The organism is Micromonospora sp. L5, assembly GCF_000177655.2.
Classification (GTDB): Bacteria; Actinomycetota; Actinomycetes; order Mycobacteriales; family Micromonosporaceae; genus Micromonospora; species Micromonospora aurantiaca.
In genome coordinates this window covers 2,630,622-2,651,295 of record NC_014815.1, presented here as the reverse complement: position 1 = coordinate 2,651,295, position 20,674 = coordinate 2,630,622, and the positions used below count along the sequence as shown (strand labels likewise).

Genomic DNA, 20,674 nt, shown 5'->3' with positions numbered 1-20,674 from the left:
CGCAGCGACGTTACCCGGCCCGGGAGACAGAAAGGCCTCCCGTGCACCCGGCAGAGCTCGCTTATCCTTGCTGCCTTCCGGCCCTGGGGAGGTTCACGAGGTACCGCCGCACGGGAGGTGACGTCAAGCCTACCCGAAGGGTTGTGGATCTTCCGGGAGGGTGGGGTGGCCCGCCGTCGGGAGACCTGTATCCTGGCTCGCGGAGGATTCGCCTAGAGGCCTAGGGCGCACGCTTGGAAAGCGTGTTGGGTTCACACCCTCACGAGTTCGAATCTCGTATCCTCCGCTCGCAGACGACAGGGTCGGTTCCCGCACGGGGCCGGCCCTGAGTCGTACTCCGCGGCGCCCCTCACCGGCCGCCCAACTGGTCCCGCCGCCGCTTCAGATAAGCCGTCTCCGCGCTGTTCCCCGCCAGCTCGATCGCCCGGTCGTACGCCGCCCGCGCCTCCCCACCTCGCCCCATCCGGCGCAACAACTCGGCGCGCGTCGCGTGGTACGCGTGATAGCCCTCCAGCGGCAACCCGTCCACCTCGGCGAGCGCCACCTGCGGCCCGTCCAGTTCGGCGACCGCCACCGCCCGGTTGAGCCGCACGATCGGCGACGGGTCGACGCGTACCAGATGGTCGTAGAGCGCGGCGATCTGCGCCCAGTCGGTGTCCCGCGCGTCGCGGGCGTCGGTGTGGACGGCGTTTATCGCGGCGAGGATCTGGTAGCGGCCCGGCGGCCGTCCGGCGGCGATGCACGCGCGGACCAGGGCGTGCCCCTCGGCGATGAGTTCGCGGTCCCAGGCGCTGCGGTCCTGCTCGGCGAGGACGACGAGTTCGCCCGTCGCGGAGACCCGGGCGGGCCGGCGCGCCTCGGTGAGCAGCATCAGCGCCAGCAGCCCGGCGGCCTCGTGGTCGTCGGGCAGCAGCGTGCGGACCAGCCGGGTGAGGCGGATCGCCTCGGCGGTCAGATCGGCGCGGACCGCCTCCTTGCCCGGGTCGGAGGCGAGGTAGCCCTCGTTGAAGATCAGGTAGAGAACGGCGAGCACGCCGGTGACCCGGGCCGGGAGGTCCTCGCGGGACGGCACCCGATACGGAATTCCGGCCGCCTTGATCTTCGTCTTGGCCCGGGTGATCCGCCTGCTCATGGCGGCCTCCTGAACCAGGTAGGCCCGCGCGATCTCGGGCACGGTGAGCCCGCCGACCAGGCGCAGCGTCAGCGCCACCCGCGCCTCCATGGCCAGCGCCGGGTGGCAGCAGGTGAAGATCAGGCGGAGCCGGTCGTCGTCGATGACACCGAGCGGTTCCGGCACGTCGGCCAGCATCAGCGCCTCCCGGTGCTTGTCCTCCCGCCGGCTCTCGCGCCGGATCCGGTCGACGGCCCTGCGGTACGCGGTGGTGGTGAGCCACGCGCCGGGATTCGGCGGTACGCCGTCGGCCGACCACCGCTCGACGGCGGCGGCGAACGCCTCGGCTGTCATCTCCTCTGCGACGTCGAGATCGCCGATGCGCCGGGCGAGCGTGGCTACGACCCGGGCCCACTCCTCGCGGTGGACCCGGGTGAGCGCCTCGCCGACCTCGCTCACGCGCCCAGGAACGGCCGCAGCTCGACCCGCCTGTTGCACCGCTGCGACGCCAGCGCGGCGAGCGGCAGCGCCACGTCGAAGTCCGGCGCCTCGATGATCCAGAACCCGCCGACGTACTCCTTCGTCTCCACGTAGGGCCCGTCGGTGAGCAGCGGACTCCCGCCTCGCGCATCCACGACCGTGGCCGTCTCCGGTGCGGCGAGCCCACCGGCGAAGACCCAGTGACCGCCGGAGCGCAACCGCTCGTTGAACTCACCGATCGCGGCCATCTCCGCCTCGGTGGCCGAGCGGGTCGTGTCGTCGAGTACGGAGATCAGGTACTGCGCCATCGGTTCCTCTTTCACTCTCGCCAGCCACGGGCCGGGCCGCCGTCACCCCGGCTACGAACGCCGCCACCGCGATCCGACAGCCCCGACGAGGTCGATCACGCAATTCTCGTACGTGGCACGTCAAAGCTCTCGTCGTCGTCATGGCCCGGTTATGCGTAGCGTGCATAACCGACAGTCACTGAGCAGATTGAATGAGTGAGTGATCGCGGCATCGAGGCCAAGCAGGTGTGCGCGTTGCGGCGCCAACCTGGCTGCCGACAACGGCTCGGGACGGTGCGCTCCCTGTCAACGAGCGGAGCGGGACCGCATCGTCGCTGCTCCCGACGTTCCACCCAGCTTCTGGTCCCATGAACCGCTTCGCCATGCGCTTGCGGATCGGCACCTCGGTCGCGTTGTCCGCGCCTACCGTCACCATCCCTATCACGGGCGACAGCCGCTGCCCCAAACCACTGTCGCTGGCTGGTTCGGGATTACGCAGGCGCAACTGAGCCGCATCGAGAACGGACCGGAGGTGGTGCACCTCGACCGACTGGCGCATTGGGCCCGCGTGCTGCGGATACCCGCGCACACCTTGTGGTTCCGACTACCGGCCGCACCAGGCGACACCCCGCTGCCGGCCGATGTCGTGGAGGTGGGTCCTCAACTGATCCGCGCACTCCGGTCCGCAGATCGTCAGGTCGGCGGCAAGAACCTCTACAGCACCGTACTGACGCACCTCGCCGCCTTCTCCGGGCCGGCGGGTCCTCCTGCCATGTCCCCACAGGTACTCATGGCGACCGCTGCCCTGCGCGAGATGGCCGGTTGGATGGCGCACGATTCCGGGGACAGCACGACGAGTAGACGGCATTTCCTTGACGCCTTGGCGCTCGCCGTCGACAGCAGAGACGCGCTGCTGGTGGCGCAGGTGCACGGAAGCCTGAGCCACCTCGCCTGCCACGGCGGAAACGCGGAGGCCGCGATCTCACATGCCAGGGACGGGCTCGGGGCTGTCGCTCAAGAGGAGGCCGGTGCTCTGATACGCGCCCGTCTTTTCGCCTTGCAGGCACGCGGCCTCGCCGCAGCGGGTCTCACCGCCGACTGCCATGCTTCCCTTCAGCGGGCTGAGTCCGCCTTCGCGGAGGCGGCACCTGCACCCACCGAATGGCTGAGTCCATTCGACCGCACCTCGTTCGATATCGAGTCGGCGCGCTGCCTGCTTCGCCTCGGTGACGTCACGGCCGCTCTTCGTATCCTCAACGGCAACGTCGCCGAGCGGCCGGGCGGCCGGGTGCGGAGTCAGGCGCTCGCCCGGATGCTCCTGGCCACCGCGCTCGTCGGGCAGGCCCGGATCGAGGAGGCGTGCGACCTGACGCACCAGACCGTCGAACTCACCCACGGGCTGGGGTCGGCCGTTGTCCTCGACCAGCTCAGACATCTCGCACTGCTGCTGCGGTCGCATGCCGTCCGGTGCCCGGACGTGCCACAGCTTCTGGACCGGCTTCGCGACGCCATCCGGGAGCGGAGATGGGTGGCGCTGCCGCTGCCGACGGCGTGAGGACGGCCGACAATCGTCGGTATGGCCGACGAGCGTCCCCTGTACGAGCGAGATCCGGCAGCCTGGCAGGTCCACCTCGCCGAGGGCAACGCGCGGCAGCCCCGGAAACGGGTGGGAGCCGACGTACTGCTGCGCAACGGTGACGGCGACATCCTGTTGGTAGACCCGCGCTACAAGCCCGACTGGGACCTGCCGGGCGGCATGGCGGAGGCGAACGAGCCGCCGCACCTGGCCGCCGAGCGGGAGCTACGCGAGGAGTTGGGTCTCGAACTGCGCGTCGGACCGTTGCTGGTCGTGGACTGGGTGGCACCGCACGGCCCCTGGGACGACAGCTTGATGTTCATCTTCGACGGCGGCGCACTGCCTCCCGCCGAGCCGTTGAAACCGGCTGACGGCGAACTGGCCGACGCCCGATTCGTTGCGCTCGATGATGCGCAGGCCCTGCTTCGCCCGTACGTTTGGCATCGGCTGCGTCACGCGGTGGCCGCGCTGAGCGACGGACGCCCGAGGTACCTGACCAACGGAACCATCTGAGACCGTCGTACACATGTTCCATCCACAGCCTGTGGACGCCGAGAGGACCGGATGAGTTACCAGCTCAGCGCCGTGATCGCCGACGTCGAGTTGCTTCGCGAGCAGACCGCCGACCTGGACCACGCGGTGCTCGCCGCGCTCCGCCAGGACTTCGCGCTACTGCCGGTCACCCCCCAACTGGTGCAGGAACTGACCGGCGGCCTGCCGGACTACGCCACCGACGAGCCGCGCGCCGAGCGCCCGTTCCGGCTGGTGCTGTCACCGCCCTTGGCGGAGGTGCTGGCCCGCTGGTCGAGGAGCGGCCCGGTGGCGTACCTGGAGGCGGAGTTCGCGGGCGGCCTGGGCCACCAGTCGGCGGTGGTCTGGCTGGGCGGCGAGGTGAGCTGGGGCCCGCGGTACGACGCCGCGCTGGACCGGCCGCGTACCGAGTGGCCGATCAACACGGCGCTGGCCCGGCTGGGCGCGGAGCCGGGCGCGTGGATCGACCCGTTCGCCGAGCTGGGCCTGCACCTGGAGCGCGACACGGACGGCTGGCTGGCGCACGGCCGCCGTGGACTGTCCGCCGACTACTGGGACGACCTGGCTGAAGAGTGGGAACTACGCCAATCCGACCAGCACCAGCAACCTCATCGCCCTGGCCCCGTTGGTGACTGGGGGATTGCATGAAACTACGACAATTCGGCTTTATTGCCGCGATGCTTGCTGCCGCGTCCGCAGCCGGCAGCGGCGTTCATCCACAGTGGCCCACCCGCCCGATCGGCGCCGCCCAGGTGGTGAGTCTGGAGGGCCTGCGCAACGCGGAGTTCGGCGACACCGAGGCGGCCCTGACCCGGCGCGGCGTGCTGCGCGCCGACGAGGAGGCATGCGGGCCCGCGCTTGTCGGGCACGGTTCGGTCAGCCCGATCTTCGTCGACGACCGGCTCGTCCTGCTGTGGCTCGACGACCCGATGAGCACGCCCGAGGGCATCAGCGCCGGCTCACCGGTGGGCGAGGCCCGCGCCGCGTATCCCGGCGCCGTCGACCTGCCGGCACCGCCCGGCAGTCACCGCTTCGCCGGGCTGCTCGCCCGCGAGGGCGACCGTGCGTACCTGTTCCTGCACGACGGCGTCACCGTCCGCGAGATCATCGCCGGGTACGCGGACTGGGCCCGCCGCCTCTTCGACGAGGGCTACGGCCCCTGCTGACGCTCGGCAGCGACCGCCGGGCACAGCCCTCCACCCGGCCGCTTCCGGCGCCTCGGCTCAACGACCCACGCTCGACCAATGGGACGATTTATCAGGTCTGCCGCTTATCGAATAGCGAAGCCCTGAGCTCTGACGCCGGTACGGCCTGATTGGACGATTCTCTGCGCTTCATTTTCATGTGATAATGGCCGCATTGGTGCCCATGACGGGGCCATCTCGATGTCCGCCTACGTGTCGCGCACCGTGATCTGGGGAGGCCATGGACCAGCCCGTCGTTCCAGCCCTCATTCCCGCAGTCATGGCACTCGTAGGGCTGATCGCGGGTCTTGTCGCGCCGATGATTGCGGGGTCGGGAGAGAGTCGACGGCGAAGAAGGGAGGACCAGCGTGCGAGATGTGACGAGATACTGGGACTGTTCGAGGACATCAGCGTCTATCGCGCCTTGACCGAATCGGAATCGGCGGTACGTCGTCGGTTGGTGCTGTCGGCCGCGCGATTGAAGGACCAGGCAGCTCGCGAGGCATGCCTCGGCCTCGCCAATGCGGTGGCGAGATCAGACGCCGACGAGGAAGACATCCTGCGGCAATGGACGGTCATGATCCGAGAGGTCTCCCGCGTCTATCGTTCACATCTTTGAGGACAGCGACATGGCAAATCATGGGGGCAGGGGCAACGAGGATCTTCGGCTCACCGAGGAATTGATGGGGAAAACCGGCCCCGCCACGTCCAAGTCGTCGAACGCTTTGCGACGGAGCCAGTATCTGGTGGGGCCGCCGGAGGCGAACCGGCGCTCCGAGCTGGAACGTACGTTACGCGAGGCCTCGAAGATCTCGATATGCGGAATCGCCAGCCGGAGCGTAGTACTGGCGATGTCAACAGTTGCCGCGGAGGTACGCAAGAGCGAAAAGGACTTCCCGTGGGACAGCCTGCATTACGTCACACCGACGCCGTCAATGATTCTCACCGGGCGCAGCGGAGTCGGGCTCGGGCCGGTCGTACGGGACTGGCAGGCGGCCGTGGACACGATCCGAAACTGCGCTCGTCAGCAGGCGCGGGCGGTCCCCGCCGCCGCTGCCAGGCGGAGCAAAGCATTGCAGTTGCTGGGGATGCGTCACTATTTCTTGGAAATGCTGATGCACGTCACCGTCCGCAGTACAGGCCGTAAAGAGTTCTGGTTGACAATAGGGGCCGGCCATCAGAGCAACGACCTTCCCCTTCTGGTGGTCGAGGAGACGGACGACAACTATCCCATTCTAGATGACATGCACAGCCGATTGATCGAAGGCTGCGAAGAGCTGGCGATCCGGCAGGTGCGCTGTGACCTGATCGAAGCGAGCGATGTGAACGGCCCCCCACCGCCGGGAGGCTGGCACGACGAGAAGACGCCTTACCTCGTCGTACACGGCCTCGAGCCGTACGGGACCGGCGGGCAGGCCCGTCCCGCCTGCATGCCAGTGGCGGCCGTGATGATCCGCGCGAACACCAACCGCGGCCCGGTCGTCATGCTCAGGCAGCGCAACGAGTTCTCGGACACCGACTCCTTCGGAAAATACTCGCTCATCACCAGCAGGCTCCTTGAGGAGGACCTGGCTACCGCACTGGGAGTTCCGGTATTCGCCGACCGGCACGTGGATGCCGCCACCGACGCGATGTGGCAGGCAACCAGAACCGATGGCCCGCTCGGGGTCCCGGTGAAGGCGTTCATACGCGCAGCGCAGCGGGAGTTGTTCATCTGCTGCGGCCTCGATGCCCCGGAGAGCCGATTCCAGTTCCACGGATACCAGGTCGTTTCCACGGCGGACGGCTCACAACTCGGCTTCGCCGTGTTCGAGTTGGTGCTCAACCGGCATGAGCCTTTCGACGAACTCGTCGCAGCCGAGGACTGGGACCGGGAGGAGAACCTCCTCGTGGTCAGCCAGTCCGACCTGTACACCGAGGCGTATACTGATCGTTTGAATCGTCTGTTGACGCAGCGCGAGGGATGGTTCCGCACCACCATTCTGGCTCGCCCAATTGCCGCCAGTCACTGACCACGCCGACCTATCCGAAAATACAAGCCAACGAAACAGATCGATATTCTTCGAGCGAGGACCGATGTGGCTTCGAGATGAGGCGTCGACGATTCGACGCCGGGCACCGAATGATCTTCCCCAAGCAGTGATCGGTCTCGTCATGGTGCCCGCCGACGACCCGGAGCTGGTACTGGTCGGCATTCGGAGCAGTGAGGGGAACGTCCGCCATCCAGGAGTCGTGAGCATCCCCACCATGCGCGTGCCGGCAGAGTGGGCGATCCAGGAGACCGGAGTCATCAGGAGCGGCGAGACGAGGCAACTCGAAGGAGCGGAGGGCACCTTCGGCAGGACGCGGTCGACGTCGACAGCAGCCGGCTACGCCGTCGAAGCCCTCCTCTCGAAGAAAGTCCTCGACGGCTCCCTCCTCGACACCGGCTACACATCCGGGCGATGCGCCTTCCGGCTGGCGATGCGAAGCGACGTCGACGACCCGACCGGCCAGGACGGGAGCATCGAAGACACTCTGATGCTCACCGTCCTGGCAATCTGCGACTTCGGTGCCGATGCGCTGCGCGGCCGCAGTCACAGTTATTCCCAGCTCGAGTTCGTCAGGTCGTCGGATCTGGTGAAGGCCTGGCGACAACGGGACGGCCAACTGCTGTTCCCGGCGGCCAACCCGCTCGAGGTGTGCATTCGCGGACTCTGCGTCGAGTCAGCGGTACGGCTGCTCGACTCGCCTGCGGTGATACGCGCCATGAGCGCGACAGGCTTCGGGCCCGGCGTGCGGTGACAGGCGCGGCGACGCTGGCCGCACCGACGGCTCCTTCGTGACGGGATGCGAGAACGCCCGGTGCGATCCTCGCGGATCGACCCGGGCGTTCTCGCATTTCACGAGCGGTGGCGGCGGGATTTGAACCCGCGGAGGGCGTAAACCCTCACACGCTTTCGAGGCGTGCTCCTTAGGCCACTCGGACACGCCACCGCCGACGAGGGTACAGGACCGCCGGCTTGGACGCCGAACCGGTATCCCTCGGCCCGGCCTGGCAGGATCTTTGCCATGAGTACGCACATCGGCGCTGAGCCGGGAGAGATCGCCGAGCGGGTCCTGATGCCGGGCGACCCGCTGCGGGCCAAGTGGATCGCGGAGACCTACCTGGAGGGGGCCCGCTGCTACACGACGGTGCGCGGCATGCTGGGCTTCACCGGCCGGTGGAACGGTGTCGACGTGTCCGTCCAGGGCTCCGGCATGGGCATGCCGTCCGCCTCGATCTACGCCCACGAGCTGGTAAACGAGTACGGCGTGAAGTCGCTGATCCGGGTCGGCTCCTGCGGTGCCCTGACCGAGGATCTGCAACTGCGGGACGTGGTGGCGGCCATCGGCTCGTCCACCGACTCGAACATGAACCGGATGCGCTTCGACGGGCTGATCGACTACGCCCCGGTGGCCGACTTCGGGCTGCTGCGTACCTCGGTCGAGGTGGCCGAGCGGCGCGGCATCAGCATGCGGGTGGGGCCGATCCTGGCGGCGGACGCCTTCTACACGGACCGGCCCGACCTGTACGACAGGCTGGCCGACTACGGCGTGCTGGCGGTGGAGATGGAGTCGGCGGCGCTCTACACGATCGCGGCGCGCTTCAAGGCCCGCGCGCTGACCATCCTGACCGTCAGCGACCACATCAAGACCGGCGAGAAGACCACGTCGCAGGAGCGTGAGCAGACGTTCGGTCAGATGGTCGAGATCGCGCTGGACACCATCATCGCCTGACCTGAACGATCCTGGACCGCCTCGTCGCCGCAAGGCGGCGGGGCGGTTCGCGTTACCCGGGTCACAAAAATAAATACGACCGGTCGTGCTTGTTTCCCCTAGGCTGATCGCATGACCTCCGACGGCCGCGTCGCCCGCGGCGACCGCACCCGCACCGCGGTGCTGGACACCGCCGTGGCGCTGGCGACCGAGGTCGGCCTGCACGGCCTGTCCCTGGCCCAGCTCGCCGACCGGCTGGAGGTGAGCAAGTCCGGCCTCTTCGCGCACTGGCGCTCCAAGGAGGCATTGCAACTCGCCACAGTCGACCGGGCCGTGGCGCAGTGGCAGGAACGGATCGTCGCCCCCGCTCTGAGCGCGCCACGAGGCGTACGCCGGCTGCGCGCGCTGCACGAGGCCCGGATCGACTTCTACGCCGCCCGGGTGCTGCCCGGCGGCTGCTTCTTCGCCAACACCGAGTTCGAGTACAACGCCCGCCCCGGCCCGGTCCGGGACCGGCTCGCCGAGGCGTTCGCCAGGTGGACCGCACTGCTGGAGCGCCTCGTGCAGGAGGCGGTCGACCTCGGCGAACTCCCCGCCGACCTGGACGTGCCGCTGCTCGCGTACGAGATCGACGCGCTGGGGATCAGCGCGGTGATGCGGTCCCGGCTGCTCGACCCGGACGCCACCTACCGGCACGCCCGCCAGGGCCTGCTGACCCGGCTGCGGGCGCTCTGCCCGGATCCGACCCTGCTACCGGAAGGCCAGTCATGAGCCACGCCACCGCTGACCGGCAGGTCGCCGAGTTCGGGCACGTCGAGCACGTGCCGGTGCACTTCGACGACCTCGACGCCATGGGCATCCTGCACAACGCCCGCTACGCCGTGCTGCTGGAACGCGCCCTGACGCCCTACTGGGCCGAGCGCGGCGTCGCCTTCCGGGGCGACGTGCACGCCACCCCCGACGTGTTCCACGCGGTCCGTGAGTTCACCATCACCTACCAGGCGCCGGTCGTCGGCGTCGGCACGGTGGCTGTGCACTTCTGGCTCGAACACTTCGGCACCAGCAGCGCCCGCTACGCCTTCGAGTTCCGCTCGGTGGACGGCGCGACCGTGCACGCCACCGGCACCCGGTCGATCGTCCGGCTGGACCCGGCCACGCTGCGCCCGACCGCCTGGACCGAGGTCGGCCGAGCGGTCGCCGCGACGCTGCTGCGCCCCGCCCCGGCCGACGCCTGAGACCGGAAATCCTCAGCGGAAGAAGGCGCGCAGCAACGTCGCGCTCTCGCGTTCCAGTACGCCGCCATACACCTCGGGGCGGTGCGTGACGCGGCGGTCGCGCAGCACGTCCCAGAGCGACCCGACCGCGCCCGTCTTGGGTTCCCAGGCGCCGAACACCACTGTCGAGACGCGGGCCAGCGCGATCGCCCCGGCGCACATGGTGCAGGGTTCCAGCGTCACCACGAGCGTGCAGTCGTCCAGCCGCCAGCGGCCCAGCCGCTGCGCGGCCCGGCGCAACGCCAGCACTTCGGCGTGCGCGGTCGGGTCGCCGGTCAGCTCCCGCTCGTTGCGTCCGATCGCCAGCTCGGCGCCGTCGGGTCCGTAGAGCACCGCGCCGACCGGCACGTCGTCGGCGTCGGGGGTCGCATCGTCCGGGCCGGTCACCGCGACCTCCAGGGCCCGGCGCATCCACAGCTCGTGCCGCTGCCGGCGGCCGATCGCGCCCGGGTCGGCGAGCGCCTCGTCGGCGCCCGGACCGACGCGCCCGGCCCGGCCGGGGGTAGGCTGCCCCGGGCGTACGGTCTCCAGCGCCGGATCTGTCGCGTCGGCCGGTTCGGCGGCGCCGGGCGTCAGGGACTCCCCGGGCTCAGACCTCACGCAGCTCCTCGACCTCGTCCGCGCAGCCGAGCACCTGGCAGATCTCGGCTGTCACGTCGGCCGGCATGGAGCCCTCGTGCGCGCAGAGCGCCAGCAGCTTCTGCGCCGGGATGCCCAGGTCGGCGAGGAGGTCGGCGTCACCGACCGGGTCGGCCTCCGGGTCGACAGCGGGTTGCTCGGTGTCGTCGTCGCCGCCGGAGGCGCGCGGCTCGTCGACCTCCTCCAGCCCGGTCACCGAGGTCTTCAGGTCGCCGACGAGCAGCGCGCCCAGCCGGGACTCCTCCGCGTACGCCGAGTCCGAGCCGAAGACCCGCAGGTCCTCCCCCTCGTCCAGGCGCAGGATGACCAGGTACGTGTCGTCGGCCTCGACGAACAGCAGCGAGAGGTCGGCGTCCGGCTCGACGTCGCGCAGCCGGTCGGCGACCTCCTCGATGTCGGTGACGCCCCGCAGGCTCACCTCACCGGCGGTCCAGCCGCCGTCGACGCGCGCCACGGCAGCAGCGAAGTACGACACGGTCCCCCCAAATCAGCCTCGGCAGCACGCCGACACGTCACGCGATGCACGTTAACCGGTCGGGTCGGCAGGCGAGCGGTCAACGCCCCGTATGGGCCGGCCGTTCCTGAAGAGAAAGCCGATCAGCCGACGACGCGCCGGCGGGTGGCGATGAGTTGGCGCAGCCGCTCGGTGCGGGCCCGCTGCGGCCGCTGGCGCTGCTGTACCGCACGGGCACCGGCCAACTCGGCGAGGAGTTGCAGGCGTCGGCGGCTCCGATCGGGGTCGAGCCGCGGCGGTGTGGTCCAGGCCATACCGCGAGCGTGGACCGTCCTCAGGCGTACGTCAAGGTGGCCTTCGCTACGCAGCGAAACCGGCACCGAAGGTCACCAGAGCGGCCAGTCCCCGGTCTGCGCCCACCGCATCGCGACTATCGCTGCGGCGATGCTCCAGCCACCCGCGGTGACGATCGCCACGCCCGTCGCCACCCCCCGGTCGCCGTGGCGGACCAGCACCGCGGCGGCCAGCCAGGCCAGGCCGCCAGCCAGCAGCGTCCACCAGGCGTAACCGGCGACGCCGCCGCCGACCAGCCCGAACAACAGCAACCAGGCGAACGCGACCAGCGCACCGACAGCGACGCCGGCGCCGGTGATCGGGTACGGCTCGCGGTAGCTGGGCCGCATCGACGTGCTCGACGGGAACAGCCCCGAGGGCGTACGCGGTGGCGGGAACGCCCCCGGACCGGTCCCCTCGGGTCCGCCGTGCCACCCGTGCGTCACCGCCGCCCCCTTTCCCGGACCGTCCGTCCCGCTTCAGCTTTCGTCCCTACGGTAGTGGTCTGTCAGGATGACCGGATGCGCTCGCCATCGATCGGACGCCGCACGCGACCGGCGTACCCGGTCCTGCTGCTCGTCGCGGCGCTCGCCGGGTGCGGCGCCCCTACCGGGCGCGCCGACAGGTGGCAGGAACCGAGTCCGATCGCGACGGCGGCGCAGCCCGCCGACCCCGCCCCGCCGGTCGCCTCCTCGTCCGCCACGCCGTCGCCGGCGCGCACCGACGTGAAGCGGGTCTTCCCGGTGCGGGCCGGCAACGTCGACTACCACCCGACGCACGGCGGCTACCCCGGCACCGACGTGTTCGCCGACTGCGGCGAACCGGTGGTGGCGGTCACCGACGGCGTGGTGCTGGAGGTGAGCCGCGTCGACCGGTTCGACAAGCGCGGGCCGCTGGGCCCGAACAACGGCGGGCTCTCCGTCTCGCTGCTCGGCGACGACGGGGTGCGCTACTACGGCTCGCACCTGAGCGCGATCACCGCGGGTGTCGACGCCGGGGTACGGGTGCGTGCCGGGCAGCAGCTCGGCGAGGTGGGCCGTACGGGCAACGCCAACAACGTCTGCCACCTGCACTTCGGGCTCTCCCCGAAGTGCACGGGCGCGGACGACTGGTGGATCCGCCGGGGCGTGGTCTGGCCGGCGCCGTACCTGAACTCGTGGCGCAAGGGCGGCAACCGCTCGCCGGTCGCCGAGGTCACCGCCTGGCAGCGCAAGCACGGCTGCCCGGCTTCGCCCGGCCGGTCCACCCGCAGCGGCTGACCGACTCGCGGTTGCGGGGCCACGCGGCGGACGGCGTATGCGCGTAGGTTCCAGGACATGAGTGCCCGGGATCCCCTCGCCGACCTGCGCCGGATCGCGTTCCTGCTGGAACGGGCGGACGAGGCCACGTACCGGGTCCGGGCGTTCCGGTCGGCGGCGAAGACGCTCGGCGCGCTGCCCGCCGCCGAGGTGGCCGAGCGGGCCCGCACCGGCAAGCTGACCGAGCTGTCCGGCGTCGGTGACGTCACGGCCCGCTGCGTGGCCGAGTCGCTGGCCGGCGAGGAGCCGGTCTATCTGCGCCGCCTGCTGGCGACCGAGGGCACCGACCTGGACGAGGCGGCGGCGAAGCTGCGGGACGCGCTGCGCGGCGACTGCCACACCCACTCGGACTGGTCCGACGGCGGCTCACCGATCGAGGAGATGGCGCTGGCGGCGGTCGAGCTGGGCCACGAGTACATGGTGCTCACCGACCACTCGCCGCGGCTGACTGTGGCCCGGGGCCTGACCGCGGAGCGGCTGCGCAAGCAGCTCGACCACGTCGCCGCCGTCAACGAGGCGCTGCCGAAGGGCTTCCGGATCCTCACCGGCATCGAGGTGGACATCCTCGCCGACGGCTCACTCGACCAGGACGAGGACCTGCTGGCCCGCCTCGACGTGGTGGTCGGCTCGGTGCACAGCGGCCTGAACGACGACCGGGCGAAGATGACCCGCCGGATGCTGACCGCGATCGCGAACCCGCACCTGGACATCCTCGGCCACTGCACCGGCCGGATGGTCTCCTCCCGGCCCGCCGGGGTGACCGGGCCGGGTGACCGGGGGCACCGGGCGCGTACCCGCAAGGAGAGCGAGTTCGACGCGGACGCCGTCTTCGCCGCCTGTGCCGAGCACGACGTGGCCGTCGAGATCAACTCCCGGCCGGAGCGGCAGGACCCGCCGAAGCGGCTGATCCGCCTCGCGCTGGAGGCCGGGTGCCGGTTCGCCATCGACACCGACGCGCACGCGCCGGGCCAGCTCGACTGGCAGCGCTTCGGCTGCGAGCGTGCCGCGCTGTGCGGCGTACCGGCGAAGCGGGTGGTGAACACCTGGACGGCCGACCGCCTGGTGAAGTGGACGGCCGGCCGTAGCTGAACGTCAGCCCCGGGTGGCCGGCTCGGCGGCGCGGACTGCGGGCGCCACCGCCTCCGGGCGTGGGCGACGCCGCCCGAACAGGCCCTGGGCGACCGCCACACCGACGAGCACCACGAACGCGCCGACCGGCTGGTGCCAGTTCATCCGCTCGCCGAGCACCACCGCGCCGACGAGCACCGCGAACACCGGGATCAGGTACGTCACGGTGGACGCCGTGCTCGCCCCGGCCAGCCGGATGTTGCGCATGTTGATCACGAAGGCGAGCCCGGTGCCGAGCGCGCCGAGCGCCAGCACGCTCGCGATCACGCGCGGGGAGAGGCCGGTCGGCGACGGCGGCGTGCCGACGAACGGCGCGACGAGCGCGAGCTGCGCGGTCGCCACCAGCAGCTGAGCGGCCGACAGCGACAGCCCGGAGTACGCGCTGCCCGCGACGAACTTCTTCTGGTACGGGATCGCCAGCCCGTAGCAGGCCGCCGCGCCGAAGCACATGAGCTGGCCGACGAAGTGGGCGCCGCCCACGCCCTCCCAGACGCCGAGCACCACGAGCACGCCGGCGAAGCCCAGCCCCAGCCCGACCGCACGCCGGACGGTCAGCCGCTCGGTGCGGAACACCAGGACCGCCAGCGGCAGCACGATCAGCGGCGTGGTGGCGTTCCAGATGCCCGCGAGCATCGACTCGACCCGCTGCTCGCCGTAGCCGAACAGCGTGAACGGCACCGCGACGCCGAACGCGGCCACCACGAGCATGTGCGCCCAGACCCGGGGGTCGCGGGGCAGCCGGTCGCGCAGCACGGCAAGCACCACGAGCAGCGTCAGCGCACCGGTGGCCACCCGGTAGAGGGTGAGGTGCACAGGGTGCAGCTCGGTGACACCGACCTTGATGAACAGGAAGCTGGAACCCCAGATGGCGGCGAGCGCGACGAACCCGGGCAGCCAGCTCCGCGCCGGCGCGCGGTCAGGAGTGATCTCGACGTTCACCCCTGACACTCTGCCGCAGAGGTACGACGAAGTCGCGCGGTATTCCGGATGCGGGGTCACGTAGGGTCGCCTCGTGGGACGAATCGATGACCTCGCCAACCGGTACGTGGCCGAGTGGGCCCCGCTGAGCCCGACCGGCGCCACCTACGTCGGCATCGCCGGCTACGACGACCAGCTCGACGACCTGTCGCCCGAGGGTTACGCGGCGCGCGCCGACCTGGCCCGCCGCACGCTCGGCGAACTCGACGTGACCGAGGCGGAGACCGAGGCGGAGCGGACCGCCCAGGAGGCCATGCAGGAGCGCCTCGGCCTGGAGCTGGCCCGCTACGACGCGGGCGAGACCGGCAGCGAGGTCAACGTGATCGCGAGCGGGCTGCACGAGATCCGGATGGTCTTCGACCTCATGCCGACCGACGGCGAACAGGCCCGGGCGAACGTGGCCGCACGGCTCAACCGCTTCGCGTCCGCGCTGGACGGCTACAAGCGCACGCTGCGCGAGGCCGCCGCGGCGGGACGGGTCAGCTCGCGGGTGCAGCTCGTCGAGGTCGCCAAGCAGTGCGACGTCTGGGTCGACCCGGAGGGCGACAACTTCTTCCACGGGCTGGTCGAGCGGATCGACGCGGACGGCGCGCTCGGCGCGGAGCTGCGCAAGGGCGCCGCCGCAGCGACCGCCGCCACCGCCGAGTTCGGGCAGTTCCTGCGCACCGAGCTGGCGCCGGTGGGCAGGGAGAAGCAGGCCGCCGGGCGGGAGCGCTACGAGCTGGCCTCGCAGTACTTCCTCGGCGCGAAGGTCGATCTGGACGAGACGTACGCCTGGGGTTTCGCCGAGCTGGCCCGGCTGGAGGCCGAGATGCGCGCGGTGGCCGCGCGGATCGCCGGGCGCGGCGCCTCGGTCGACGACGCGGTACGCGCGCTCGACGCCGACCCGGCGCGGACGGTACGCGGCAAGGAGGCGTTCCGGGACTGGATGCAGGCGCTCGCCGACAGGGCGATCACCGAGCTGAACGGCACCCACTTCGACATCCCCGAGCAGGTGCGCCGGATCGAGTGCTGCCTCGCGCCGACGAGCGACGGCGCCATCTACTACACCGGCCCGAGCGAGGACTTCTCCCGGCCGGGACGGATGTGGTGGGCGGTGCCGCAGGGCATCACCGACTTCTCCACCTGGCGGGAGGTGACCACCGTCTACCACGAGGGCGTGCCGGGTCACCACCTCCAGGTCGCCCAGACCGCCGTCCGGGCCGACCTGCTCAACCGCTGGCAGCGGCTGCTGTGCTGGGTCTCCGGGCACGGCGAGGGCTGGGCGCTCTACTCCGAGCGGCTGATGGACGAGCTGGGCTACCTCGACGACCCGGGTGACCGGCTCGGCATGCTCGACGGGCAGGCGCTGCGCGCGGCCCGGGTCATCGTGGACATCGGCATGCACCTGGAGCTGGAGATCCCGAAGGACAACCCGTTCGGCTTCCACCCGGGCGAGCGGTGGACGCCGGAGCTGGGCTGGGAGTTCATGCGGGCGCACTGCCGGGTGCCGGACGAGAACCTGCGCTTCGAGCTGAACCGCTACCTGGGCTGGCCCGGGCAGGCCCTGTCGTACAAGGTGGGCGAGCGGATCTGGTTGCAGGCCCGCGAGGACGCGAAGGCCCGCAAGGGCGCCGACTTCGACCTCAAGGAGTTCCACCGCCAGGCGCTCGACCTGGGCTCGCTGGGGCTGGACCCGCTGCGCAAGGCGCTGGCCCGGCTCTGAGCCGGTGCCGGGTGCCGACGGAGAGTCCCGCCGGCACCCGCCGGGTCAGGCGCCGAGCGTCAGCCGCAACGTCGGCCGGCCGGTGAGCGTGTTGCTGGTGACGTACGCCAGGTCGATGACCGGGTCGGTGAACGTCACCGGGATGGGCAGCGTGACCGGCAGGCCGTCCGGGAACGGCAGGTCCGGCGTCAGCGTCAGCTTGATACCGGCGAGCTTGCCGACGAACCGGGTGCAGTAGAACGCGACGTCGTCGCGGACCGTGAGGCGGTCGGTCGCGTACCGCTGGGTGCGGCCCCTGGGACCGTCGGCGACCAGCAGGAAGTCGTCGGTCACCGCCTCCTTCATGCTGAACTTCAGCACCTTGAGCGCACCCTGCTCGGTCTGGAGGTCGGTGATCCCCTCGAACCGTAGCCCGGTCATGGTCACCTTGGAGCCGGTGAGCTTCGACGGCGTCTGGCCCACCTTCGGCAGGCTCGGGTCGGCGGCGATACGCGGCAGGGGCTTGCCGGGTTCCACTTTGCCGGGCTTCGCCGGGTCCACCTTGCCGGGCTTGCCCGGCGCCGGGCACTCGGTCGATCCGGGCCGGGTCGCCGGCTTGCTCGTCGGGGCCGCCGACCCGCTCGCGGTCGGTGTGGGCGACGGCGTCTCACTCTTCTTGCTGCTGCCCTTGAACAGGTCACCGATCCCCTCGAAGAAGTCGGTGATGATGTTGCCCTCCCGCGTCGGGCTCGCGCTCGGCGACGGGGTGGGCGTCGCCGTGGGCGCGCTCGCGCCGGGCGTCGGCGTGGCGGGCTTCGACGGGCAGGCGCTGGCGGCGGGCTTGCTCGGGGCGGCGGCCTGCACCGCTCGGGGCTGTACGGCGAGGCCGGTGGTGGCGAGGCCGAGCACCACGAGGACGATGCCGAAGGCGCGCGGGTCCGCCGAACGCCCCGCCCACTCCGGCGGGCCGCCGTCGGATCCAGCCGCCTGCCCGTTCACCGACTGCCGAGGGACCGGCCGCTCCCCGCCCGGCCGCTCGGCAGTCGGCTGCTCGACGGCCGGCCGTACGCCGGCCGGCACCTCGACGGTCGGCCGCTCGTCCGCGGGCTGTGCGTCCGCGGGCTGTGCGTCCTCGGGCCGCGTGTCCACGGGCTGTGCGTCCGCGGGCTGTGCGTCCGCGGCGGTGCCGGGCTCGGCGTCCGCAGCGGTGCCGGGTTCGTCGTCCGCCTCGGCGTCGCGCTCGTCGGCGGCCGGACCGGCGGGACCGGCCGGAGGGGTCGGCACCCAGGCGAACGCGAGCGCGCTGCCCACGATGCCGAGCAGCAGGCCGACGAAGAAGCCGCCGAGGTTGAGCCCGATCAGGGAGTAGACGGTGGTGATCGCCGCGACGATCGAGTAGAACAGCCGCTGCGGCGGGCTGAGCCAGAGCAGCACCCCGCACGTCACGAGGATGCCCGGGATCAGCAGCGAGAGCAGACCGGTGGCGCCGCTGCTGAAGCTCAGGCCGTTGAGGGTCAACCGGGTGGAGGCGAGCATCTCCACCCCGGCCAGGATGATGAACAGGCCGCCCCAGAACGGCCGGCTCCGCTGCCAGCGGCGGAAGGTACGCCATGCCCGGGCCGCGGTGCCGAGCCGGGCGTGGGACGGGTCGACGGTTGTCACGTACTCCTCCTGGCGGAGCGGGGACGGGATCGATCGGGCGGGCCCGCGGTGGTCGGCCACCGCGGGCCGTGCTCAGCTCAGAAGCACTCCTTGCCCTTGGCGTCGTCGCCCACGTTGACCTTGAGGCGGAGCCCGACCAGGTTGAACGTCGAGGAAGTGGTGTAGCGGGAGACCTGCTTCAGGTCACGGATGGTGACCCGGTCGGAGTTCTGGCCGAACGAGCCGCGCTGCGCCGTCGGGTTGAGGTCGCTGGCGTCGCGTCCGATCTTGATGTTGGTGAAGGTCGCGTTGCCCTCGAGCGAGTCCATCGCGATCACGAGGTCCTTGGCCCGGGCGGGGTCCTTGCCCTCACCGGCGTTGATGGTGAGCACCACCGGCAGGCCGGGCAGGTCGGCGCGGACGGACTGGCAGAGCTTGTACAGCTCGGCGCTGCTGATCTCGGCCATCGCGACCGGGCGGGTCGCGCCGGCCTTCCCGTCCTCGCCCTTCTCGCGGACGATGCCGCCGTACTGCTTGAAGCCCTCACCCTCCAGGCGGTCGGCGCCGATCTTGAACGTCTGCCCGGACACGGTGATGTCGGAGGCGATGGCGCCGGTCGACATGCCGAACAGGATGGCACCGGCGGCGGCCGTGGTGGGCACGATCATGGCGGCGAACCGCCGCCACCGGGTACGACCCTGGTTGTCGAGCCGATTCTGCACGGGGTTCCTCCTCGAACGAATGTGCGCGGCGGCCGGTGGGGAACCGGTGGCCCGCGCCGGGCCCGTCCTCTGTTACCGACGGGTAACGATCGAGCCTGATCGTGCACCCGATGCGGTGCAGCTCACAACCCCCTGATTACCCGGCGGTAACACCGGGGTGAGACAGAGAGGTGACCAGGCGTCACGAAATCCCTGCCCAGGCAGGGCGTGGAGGGCGAAATGTCGCGGCAAACCGGGCATAGATGACGGTGAGCGCGACGGAAAGTCACCGGACATCTCGCCGTTACAATCGAGTAACGAATGTAAAGTAGGTTCGCCCGCATGGGAGATCTTGACGACGGAGGGGTGGGCCGCATCGCGGCCCACCCCTCCGTCGCGCTTCCGGCGTACCGGTCAGCGGCGCTCCACCTCACCGGCGCCCGAACGCTGGGCCGGCACCGACGGATCGTCGGACCGCCAGTTCGTCGACGCCGGCGGGATCTCGTCGTCGAGCGGGCCACCCACGGGCTCCTGGTCCACGCGGGTGGGCGTCGGGTCGGAGGTCGGCGCGTCCGCGCGGTGCCGGGCGCTGCCGTCACCCTTGGGCCGGGTCACCAGCCACACGCCCGCGATCAGGGCGATCAGGCCGAGCACGCCGGCGATGATCGGACCCCAGACACTGATCAGGCCGATCTTGAAACGGTTGTCCTTCACCGTCTCGACGCTGCGGCTGATCGTGGCGTCGTTGTAGTTGAAGTCCGCGTCCAGCAGCACGGTCGGGGCGCCGGTGTCCGGGCGCAGCTCCTTGTACTGCTGCTCGCGGACCTTGACGTAGGCGCCGGTCACCGGGTCGACCCAGAGCGTACGGGTGTTGCTGTAGACGACCTGGCCGCTGGTCGCGCCGGGCGCGAACTTGCCCAGCAGCGTCTTGACGCTGTCCTCCGGGGTGTTCAGCGGCTCGTTCTCGATCCGCTGCTCGAAGCGGTACGTCTCGACGCCCTTGATCTTCTCCGTGCCGGTGAACCGCGCCGGGGCCGTCTTCTTCAGGTCACGGTCGAACACCTGGTAGTCACGCTTGCCGGTGCCGAACGGGAACTTGTAGATCTGGCCGGAGTAGCGCACGTTGCCGACCGGGGTCTGCTGCGCGCCGGACTCGTTGAGCCACTGCTCGTCCCACGGCGCCGCCGCGCCGGAGATCCGGTACAGCGCCAGCTCGGTGCTGTACTGGCTGATCACATCCTGGTTGTCGCCGCGCTTGACCGTCTGGAAGACGTTCCAGATGACCGCGTCGCCCTTCAGCTCCTTGGGCAAGCGGTCCTTCGTGTCCTCCGGCTGCGGGATGACCTCGACGCTGGACACGAGGTCGGCCTGCGGCACGTCGATGCTCACGCCGCCGGCTTCGGACTTGATCTGTAGGAACTTCGCGCCCTTCGCCTCCGCGACGGACGTCGTTGGTTCCAGGTCATAGGGCAGCTTGGTCACGGCGGGGGCCACGTAGAACGGCAGCCCGGCCGCGAAGACCAGCAACAAGACACCTAGCCCGAAGAGCGCGGCGCCCACGCGAAGCTTCACTCATCCTCCTGTAACCTGCCGCCCTACGGTCTGTCGTCCGGGGCACCCGATCCTTAGCATTGGCG

At 70.6% G+C, this 20,674-nt stretch carries 23 protein-coding genes, 2 tRNA genes and 1 other RNA gene; 14 read left to right on the top strand and 12 right to left on the bottom strand.

The genetic code is table 11. The features are described 5' to 3' along the window. Positions 1-30: 30 nt before the first annotated feature. Positions 31-120: signal recognition particle sRNA small type (gene ffs, locus ML5_RS31315), an RNA gene on the bottom strand. Between the two features lie 81 nt (positions 121-201). Between ffs and ML5_RS12690 the strand changes: the two genes are divergently transcribed. Beyond that, positions 202-286, top strand: a tRNA-Ser gene (locus tag ML5_RS12690). 63 nt (positions 287-349) lie between these two features. Here the strand turns inward: ML5_RS12690 and ML5_RS12685 are convergent. Beyond that, complete coding sequence (locus ML5_RS12685; protein ID WP_013474953.1) at positions 350-1,570, bottom strand: RNA polymerase sigma factor; 1,221 nt, start codon at positions 1,568-1,570, stop codon at positions 350-352. Next, positions 1,567-1,899 (bottom strand): YciI family protein, encoded by a 333-nt coding sequence (locus ML5_RS12680; RefSeq protein WP_013474952.1) that lies wholly within the window; start codon positions 1,897-1,899, stop codon positions 1,567-1,569. Before ML5_RS12680 ends, ML5_RS12685 begins: the two co-directional genes overlap by 4 nt. 511 nt (positions 1,900-2,410) lie before the next feature. Between ML5_RS12680 and ML5_RS12675 the strand changes: the two genes are divergently transcribed. From ML5_RS12675 to ML5_RS12650, 7 genes are all read left to right on the top strand, one after another. Next, positions 2,411-3,433 carry a DNA-binding protein gene (locus tag ML5_RS12675; RefSeq protein WP_236619408.1) on the top strand — a complete coding sequence of 341 codons (1,023 nt, stop codon included), beginning with the start codon at positions 2,411-2,413 and terminating at the stop codon, positions 3,431-3,433. Between the two features lie 21 nt (positions 3,434-3,454). After that, a complete protein-coding gene (locus tag ML5_RS12670) occupies positions 3,455-3,967 on the top strand; it encodes an NUDIX domain-containing protein (RefSeq protein WP_013474950.1) in 513 nt (170 codons plus the stop codon). A 51-nt stretch (positions 3,968-4,018) separates the two neighbouring features. After that, positions 4,019-4,633, top strand: coding sequence for a hypothetical protein (locus ML5_RS12665; protein WP_013474949.1), 615 nt, complete (start codon positions 4,019-4,021; stop codon positions 4,631-4,633). Then, positions 4,630-5,151 (top strand): hypothetical protein, encoded by a 522-nt coding sequence (locus tag ML5_RS12660; RefSeq protein WP_013474948.1) that lies wholly within the window; start codon positions 4,630-4,632, stop codon positions 5,149-5,151. Before ML5_RS12665 ends, ML5_RS12660 begins: the two co-directional genes overlap by 4 nt. A 259-nt stretch (positions 5,152-5,410) precedes the next feature. Continuing rightward, positions 5,411-5,788 (top strand): hypothetical protein, encoded by a 378-nt coding sequence (locus ML5_RS32000; RefSeq protein WP_143766935.1) that lies wholly within the window; start codon positions 5,411-5,413, stop codon positions 5,786-5,788. A 10-nt stretch (positions 5,789-5,798) separates the two neighbouring features. Beyond that, positions 5,799-7,181 carry a hypothetical protein gene (locus ML5_RS12655; protein ID WP_013289059.1) on the top strand — a complete coding sequence of 461 codons (1,383 nt, stop codon included), beginning with the start codon at positions 5,799-5,801 and terminating at the stop codon, positions 7,179-7,181. A gap of 127 nt (positions 7,182-7,308) precedes the next feature. Continuing rightward, positions 7,309-7,953, top strand: coding sequence for a hypothetical protein (locus ML5_RS12650; protein ID WP_236619407.1), 645 nt, complete (start codon positions 7,309-7,311; stop codon positions 7,951-7,953). A gap of 105 nt (positions 7,954-8,058) precedes the next feature. Here ML5_RS12650 and ML5_RS12645 read toward each other — a convergent pair. Further along, positions 8,059-8,145, bottom strand: a tRNA-Ser gene (locus ML5_RS12645). Between the two features lie 75 nt (positions 8,146-8,220). Here ML5_RS12645 and deoD point away from each other — a divergent pair. The 3 genes from deoD to ML5_RS12630 all read left to right on the top strand — a co-directional run bounded on the left by deoD (position 8,221) and on the right by ML5_RS12630 (position 10,142). Further along, the gene (gene deoD, locus ML5_RS12640) at positions 8,221-8,928 is read left to right on the top strand and encodes a purine-nucleoside phosphorylase (protein ID WP_013289061.1); all 708 of its coding nucleotides are present in this window, start codon (positions 8,221-8,223) and stop codon (positions 8,926-8,928) included. 111 nt (positions 8,929-9,039) lie between these two features. Next, on the top strand, positions 9,040-9,678 hold the full coding sequence (locus tag ML5_RS12635) for a TetR/AcrR family transcriptional regulator (protein WP_013289062.1): 639 nt from the start codon (positions 9,040-9,042) through the stop codon (positions 9,676-9,678). Continuing rightward, positions 9,675-10,142, top strand: a complete 468-nt coding sequence (locus tag ML5_RS12630; protein WP_013289063.1) for a thioesterase family protein — start codon at positions 9,675-9,677, stop codon at positions 10,140-10,142. The genes ML5_RS12635 and ML5_RS12630 overlap by 4 nt, the downstream gene beginning before the upstream one ends. Before the next feature lie 12 nt (positions 10,143-10,154). Here ML5_RS12630 and ML5_RS12625 read toward each other — a convergent pair whose 3' ends face one another. The 4 genes from ML5_RS12625 to ML5_RS12615 all read right to left on the bottom strand — a co-directional run bounded on the left by ML5_RS12625 (position 10,155) and on the right by ML5_RS12615 (position 11,957). Continuing rightward, entirely contained in the window at positions 10,155-10,622 is a 468-nt protein-coding gene (locus ML5_RS12625) for a nucleoside deaminase (protein WP_030274955.1), read from the bottom strand. 148 nt (positions 10,623-10,770) lie between these two features. After that, entirely contained in the window at positions 10,771-11,295 is a 525-nt protein-coding gene (locus ML5_RS12620) for a tRNA adenosine deaminase-associated protein (protein ID WP_013474946.1), read from the bottom strand. A 122-nt stretch (positions 11,296-11,417) separates the two neighbouring features. Continuing rightward, on the bottom strand, positions 11,418-11,588 hold the full coding sequence (locus ML5_RS32330; RefSeq protein ID WP_018786529.1) for a hypothetical protein: 171 nt from the start codon (positions 11,586-11,588) through the stop codon (positions 11,418-11,420). A 72-nt stretch (positions 11,589-11,660) separates the two neighbouring features. Further along, the gene (locus tag ML5_RS12615) at positions 11,661-11,957 is read right to left on the bottom strand and encodes a hypothetical protein (RefSeq protein ID WP_013289066.1); all 297 of its coding nucleotides are present in this window, start codon (positions 11,955-11,957) and stop codon (positions 11,661-11,663) included. Positions 11,958-12,128: 171 nt separating this feature from the next. Here ML5_RS12615 and ML5_RS12610 point away from each other — a divergent pair, with 171 nt between their 5' ends. After that, positions 12,129-12,866, top strand: a complete 738-nt coding sequence (locus tag ML5_RS12610) for a M23 family metallopeptidase (RefSeq protein WP_013474945.1) — start codon at positions 12,129-12,131, stop codon at positions 12,864-12,866. A 57-nt stretch (positions 12,867-12,923) separates the two neighbouring features. After that, a complete protein-coding gene (locus tag ML5_RS12605) occupies positions 12,924-13,994 on the top strand; it encodes a PHP domain-containing protein (protein WP_013474944.1) in 1,071 nt (356 codons plus the stop codon). A gap of 3 nt (positions 13,995-13,997) precedes the next feature. Here ML5_RS12605 and ML5_RS12600 read toward each other — a convergent pair whose 3' ends face one another. Continuing rightward, positions 13,998-14,972 (bottom strand): DMT family transporter, encoded by a 975-nt coding sequence (locus tag ML5_RS12600; protein WP_174361751.1) that lies wholly within the window; start codon positions 14,970-14,972, stop codon positions 13,998-14,000. 73 nt (positions 14,973-15,045) lie between these two features. On the opposite strand from ML5_RS12600, the gene ML5_RS12595 reads away from it, so the two are divergent. Continuing rightward, a complete protein-coding gene (locus tag ML5_RS12595) occupies positions 15,046-16,716 on the top strand; it encodes a DUF885 domain-containing protein (protein WP_013474943.1) in 1,671 nt (556 codons plus the stop codon). Between the two features lie 45 nt (positions 16,717-16,761). Here ML5_RS12595 and ML5_RS12590 read toward each other — a convergent pair whose 3' ends face one another. The 3 genes from ML5_RS12590 to ML5_RS12580 all read right to left on the bottom strand — a co-directional run bounded on the left by ML5_RS12590 (position 16,762) and on the right by ML5_RS12580 (position 20,609). Further along, positions 16,762-18,357 (bottom strand): DUF6114 domain-containing protein, encoded by a 1,596-nt coding sequence (locus ML5_RS12590; RefSeq protein ID WP_013474942.1) that lies wholly within the window; start codon positions 18,355-18,357, stop codon positions 16,762-16,764. A gap of 77 nt (positions 18,358-18,434) precedes the next feature. Then, the gene (locus ML5_RS12585) at positions 18,435-19,058 is read right to left on the bottom strand and encodes a DUF6230 family protein (RefSeq protein ID WP_013289072.1); all 624 of its coding nucleotides are present in this window, start codon (positions 19,056-19,058) and stop codon (positions 18,435-18,437) included. 393 nt (positions 19,059-19,451) lie between these two features. Continuing rightward, a complete protein-coding gene (locus ML5_RS12580) occupies positions 19,452-20,609 on the bottom strand; it encodes a DUF3068 domain-containing protein (RefSeq protein ID WP_013289073.1) in 1,158 nt (385 codons plus the stop codon). Positions 20,610-20,674 lie beyond the last annotated feature (65 nt).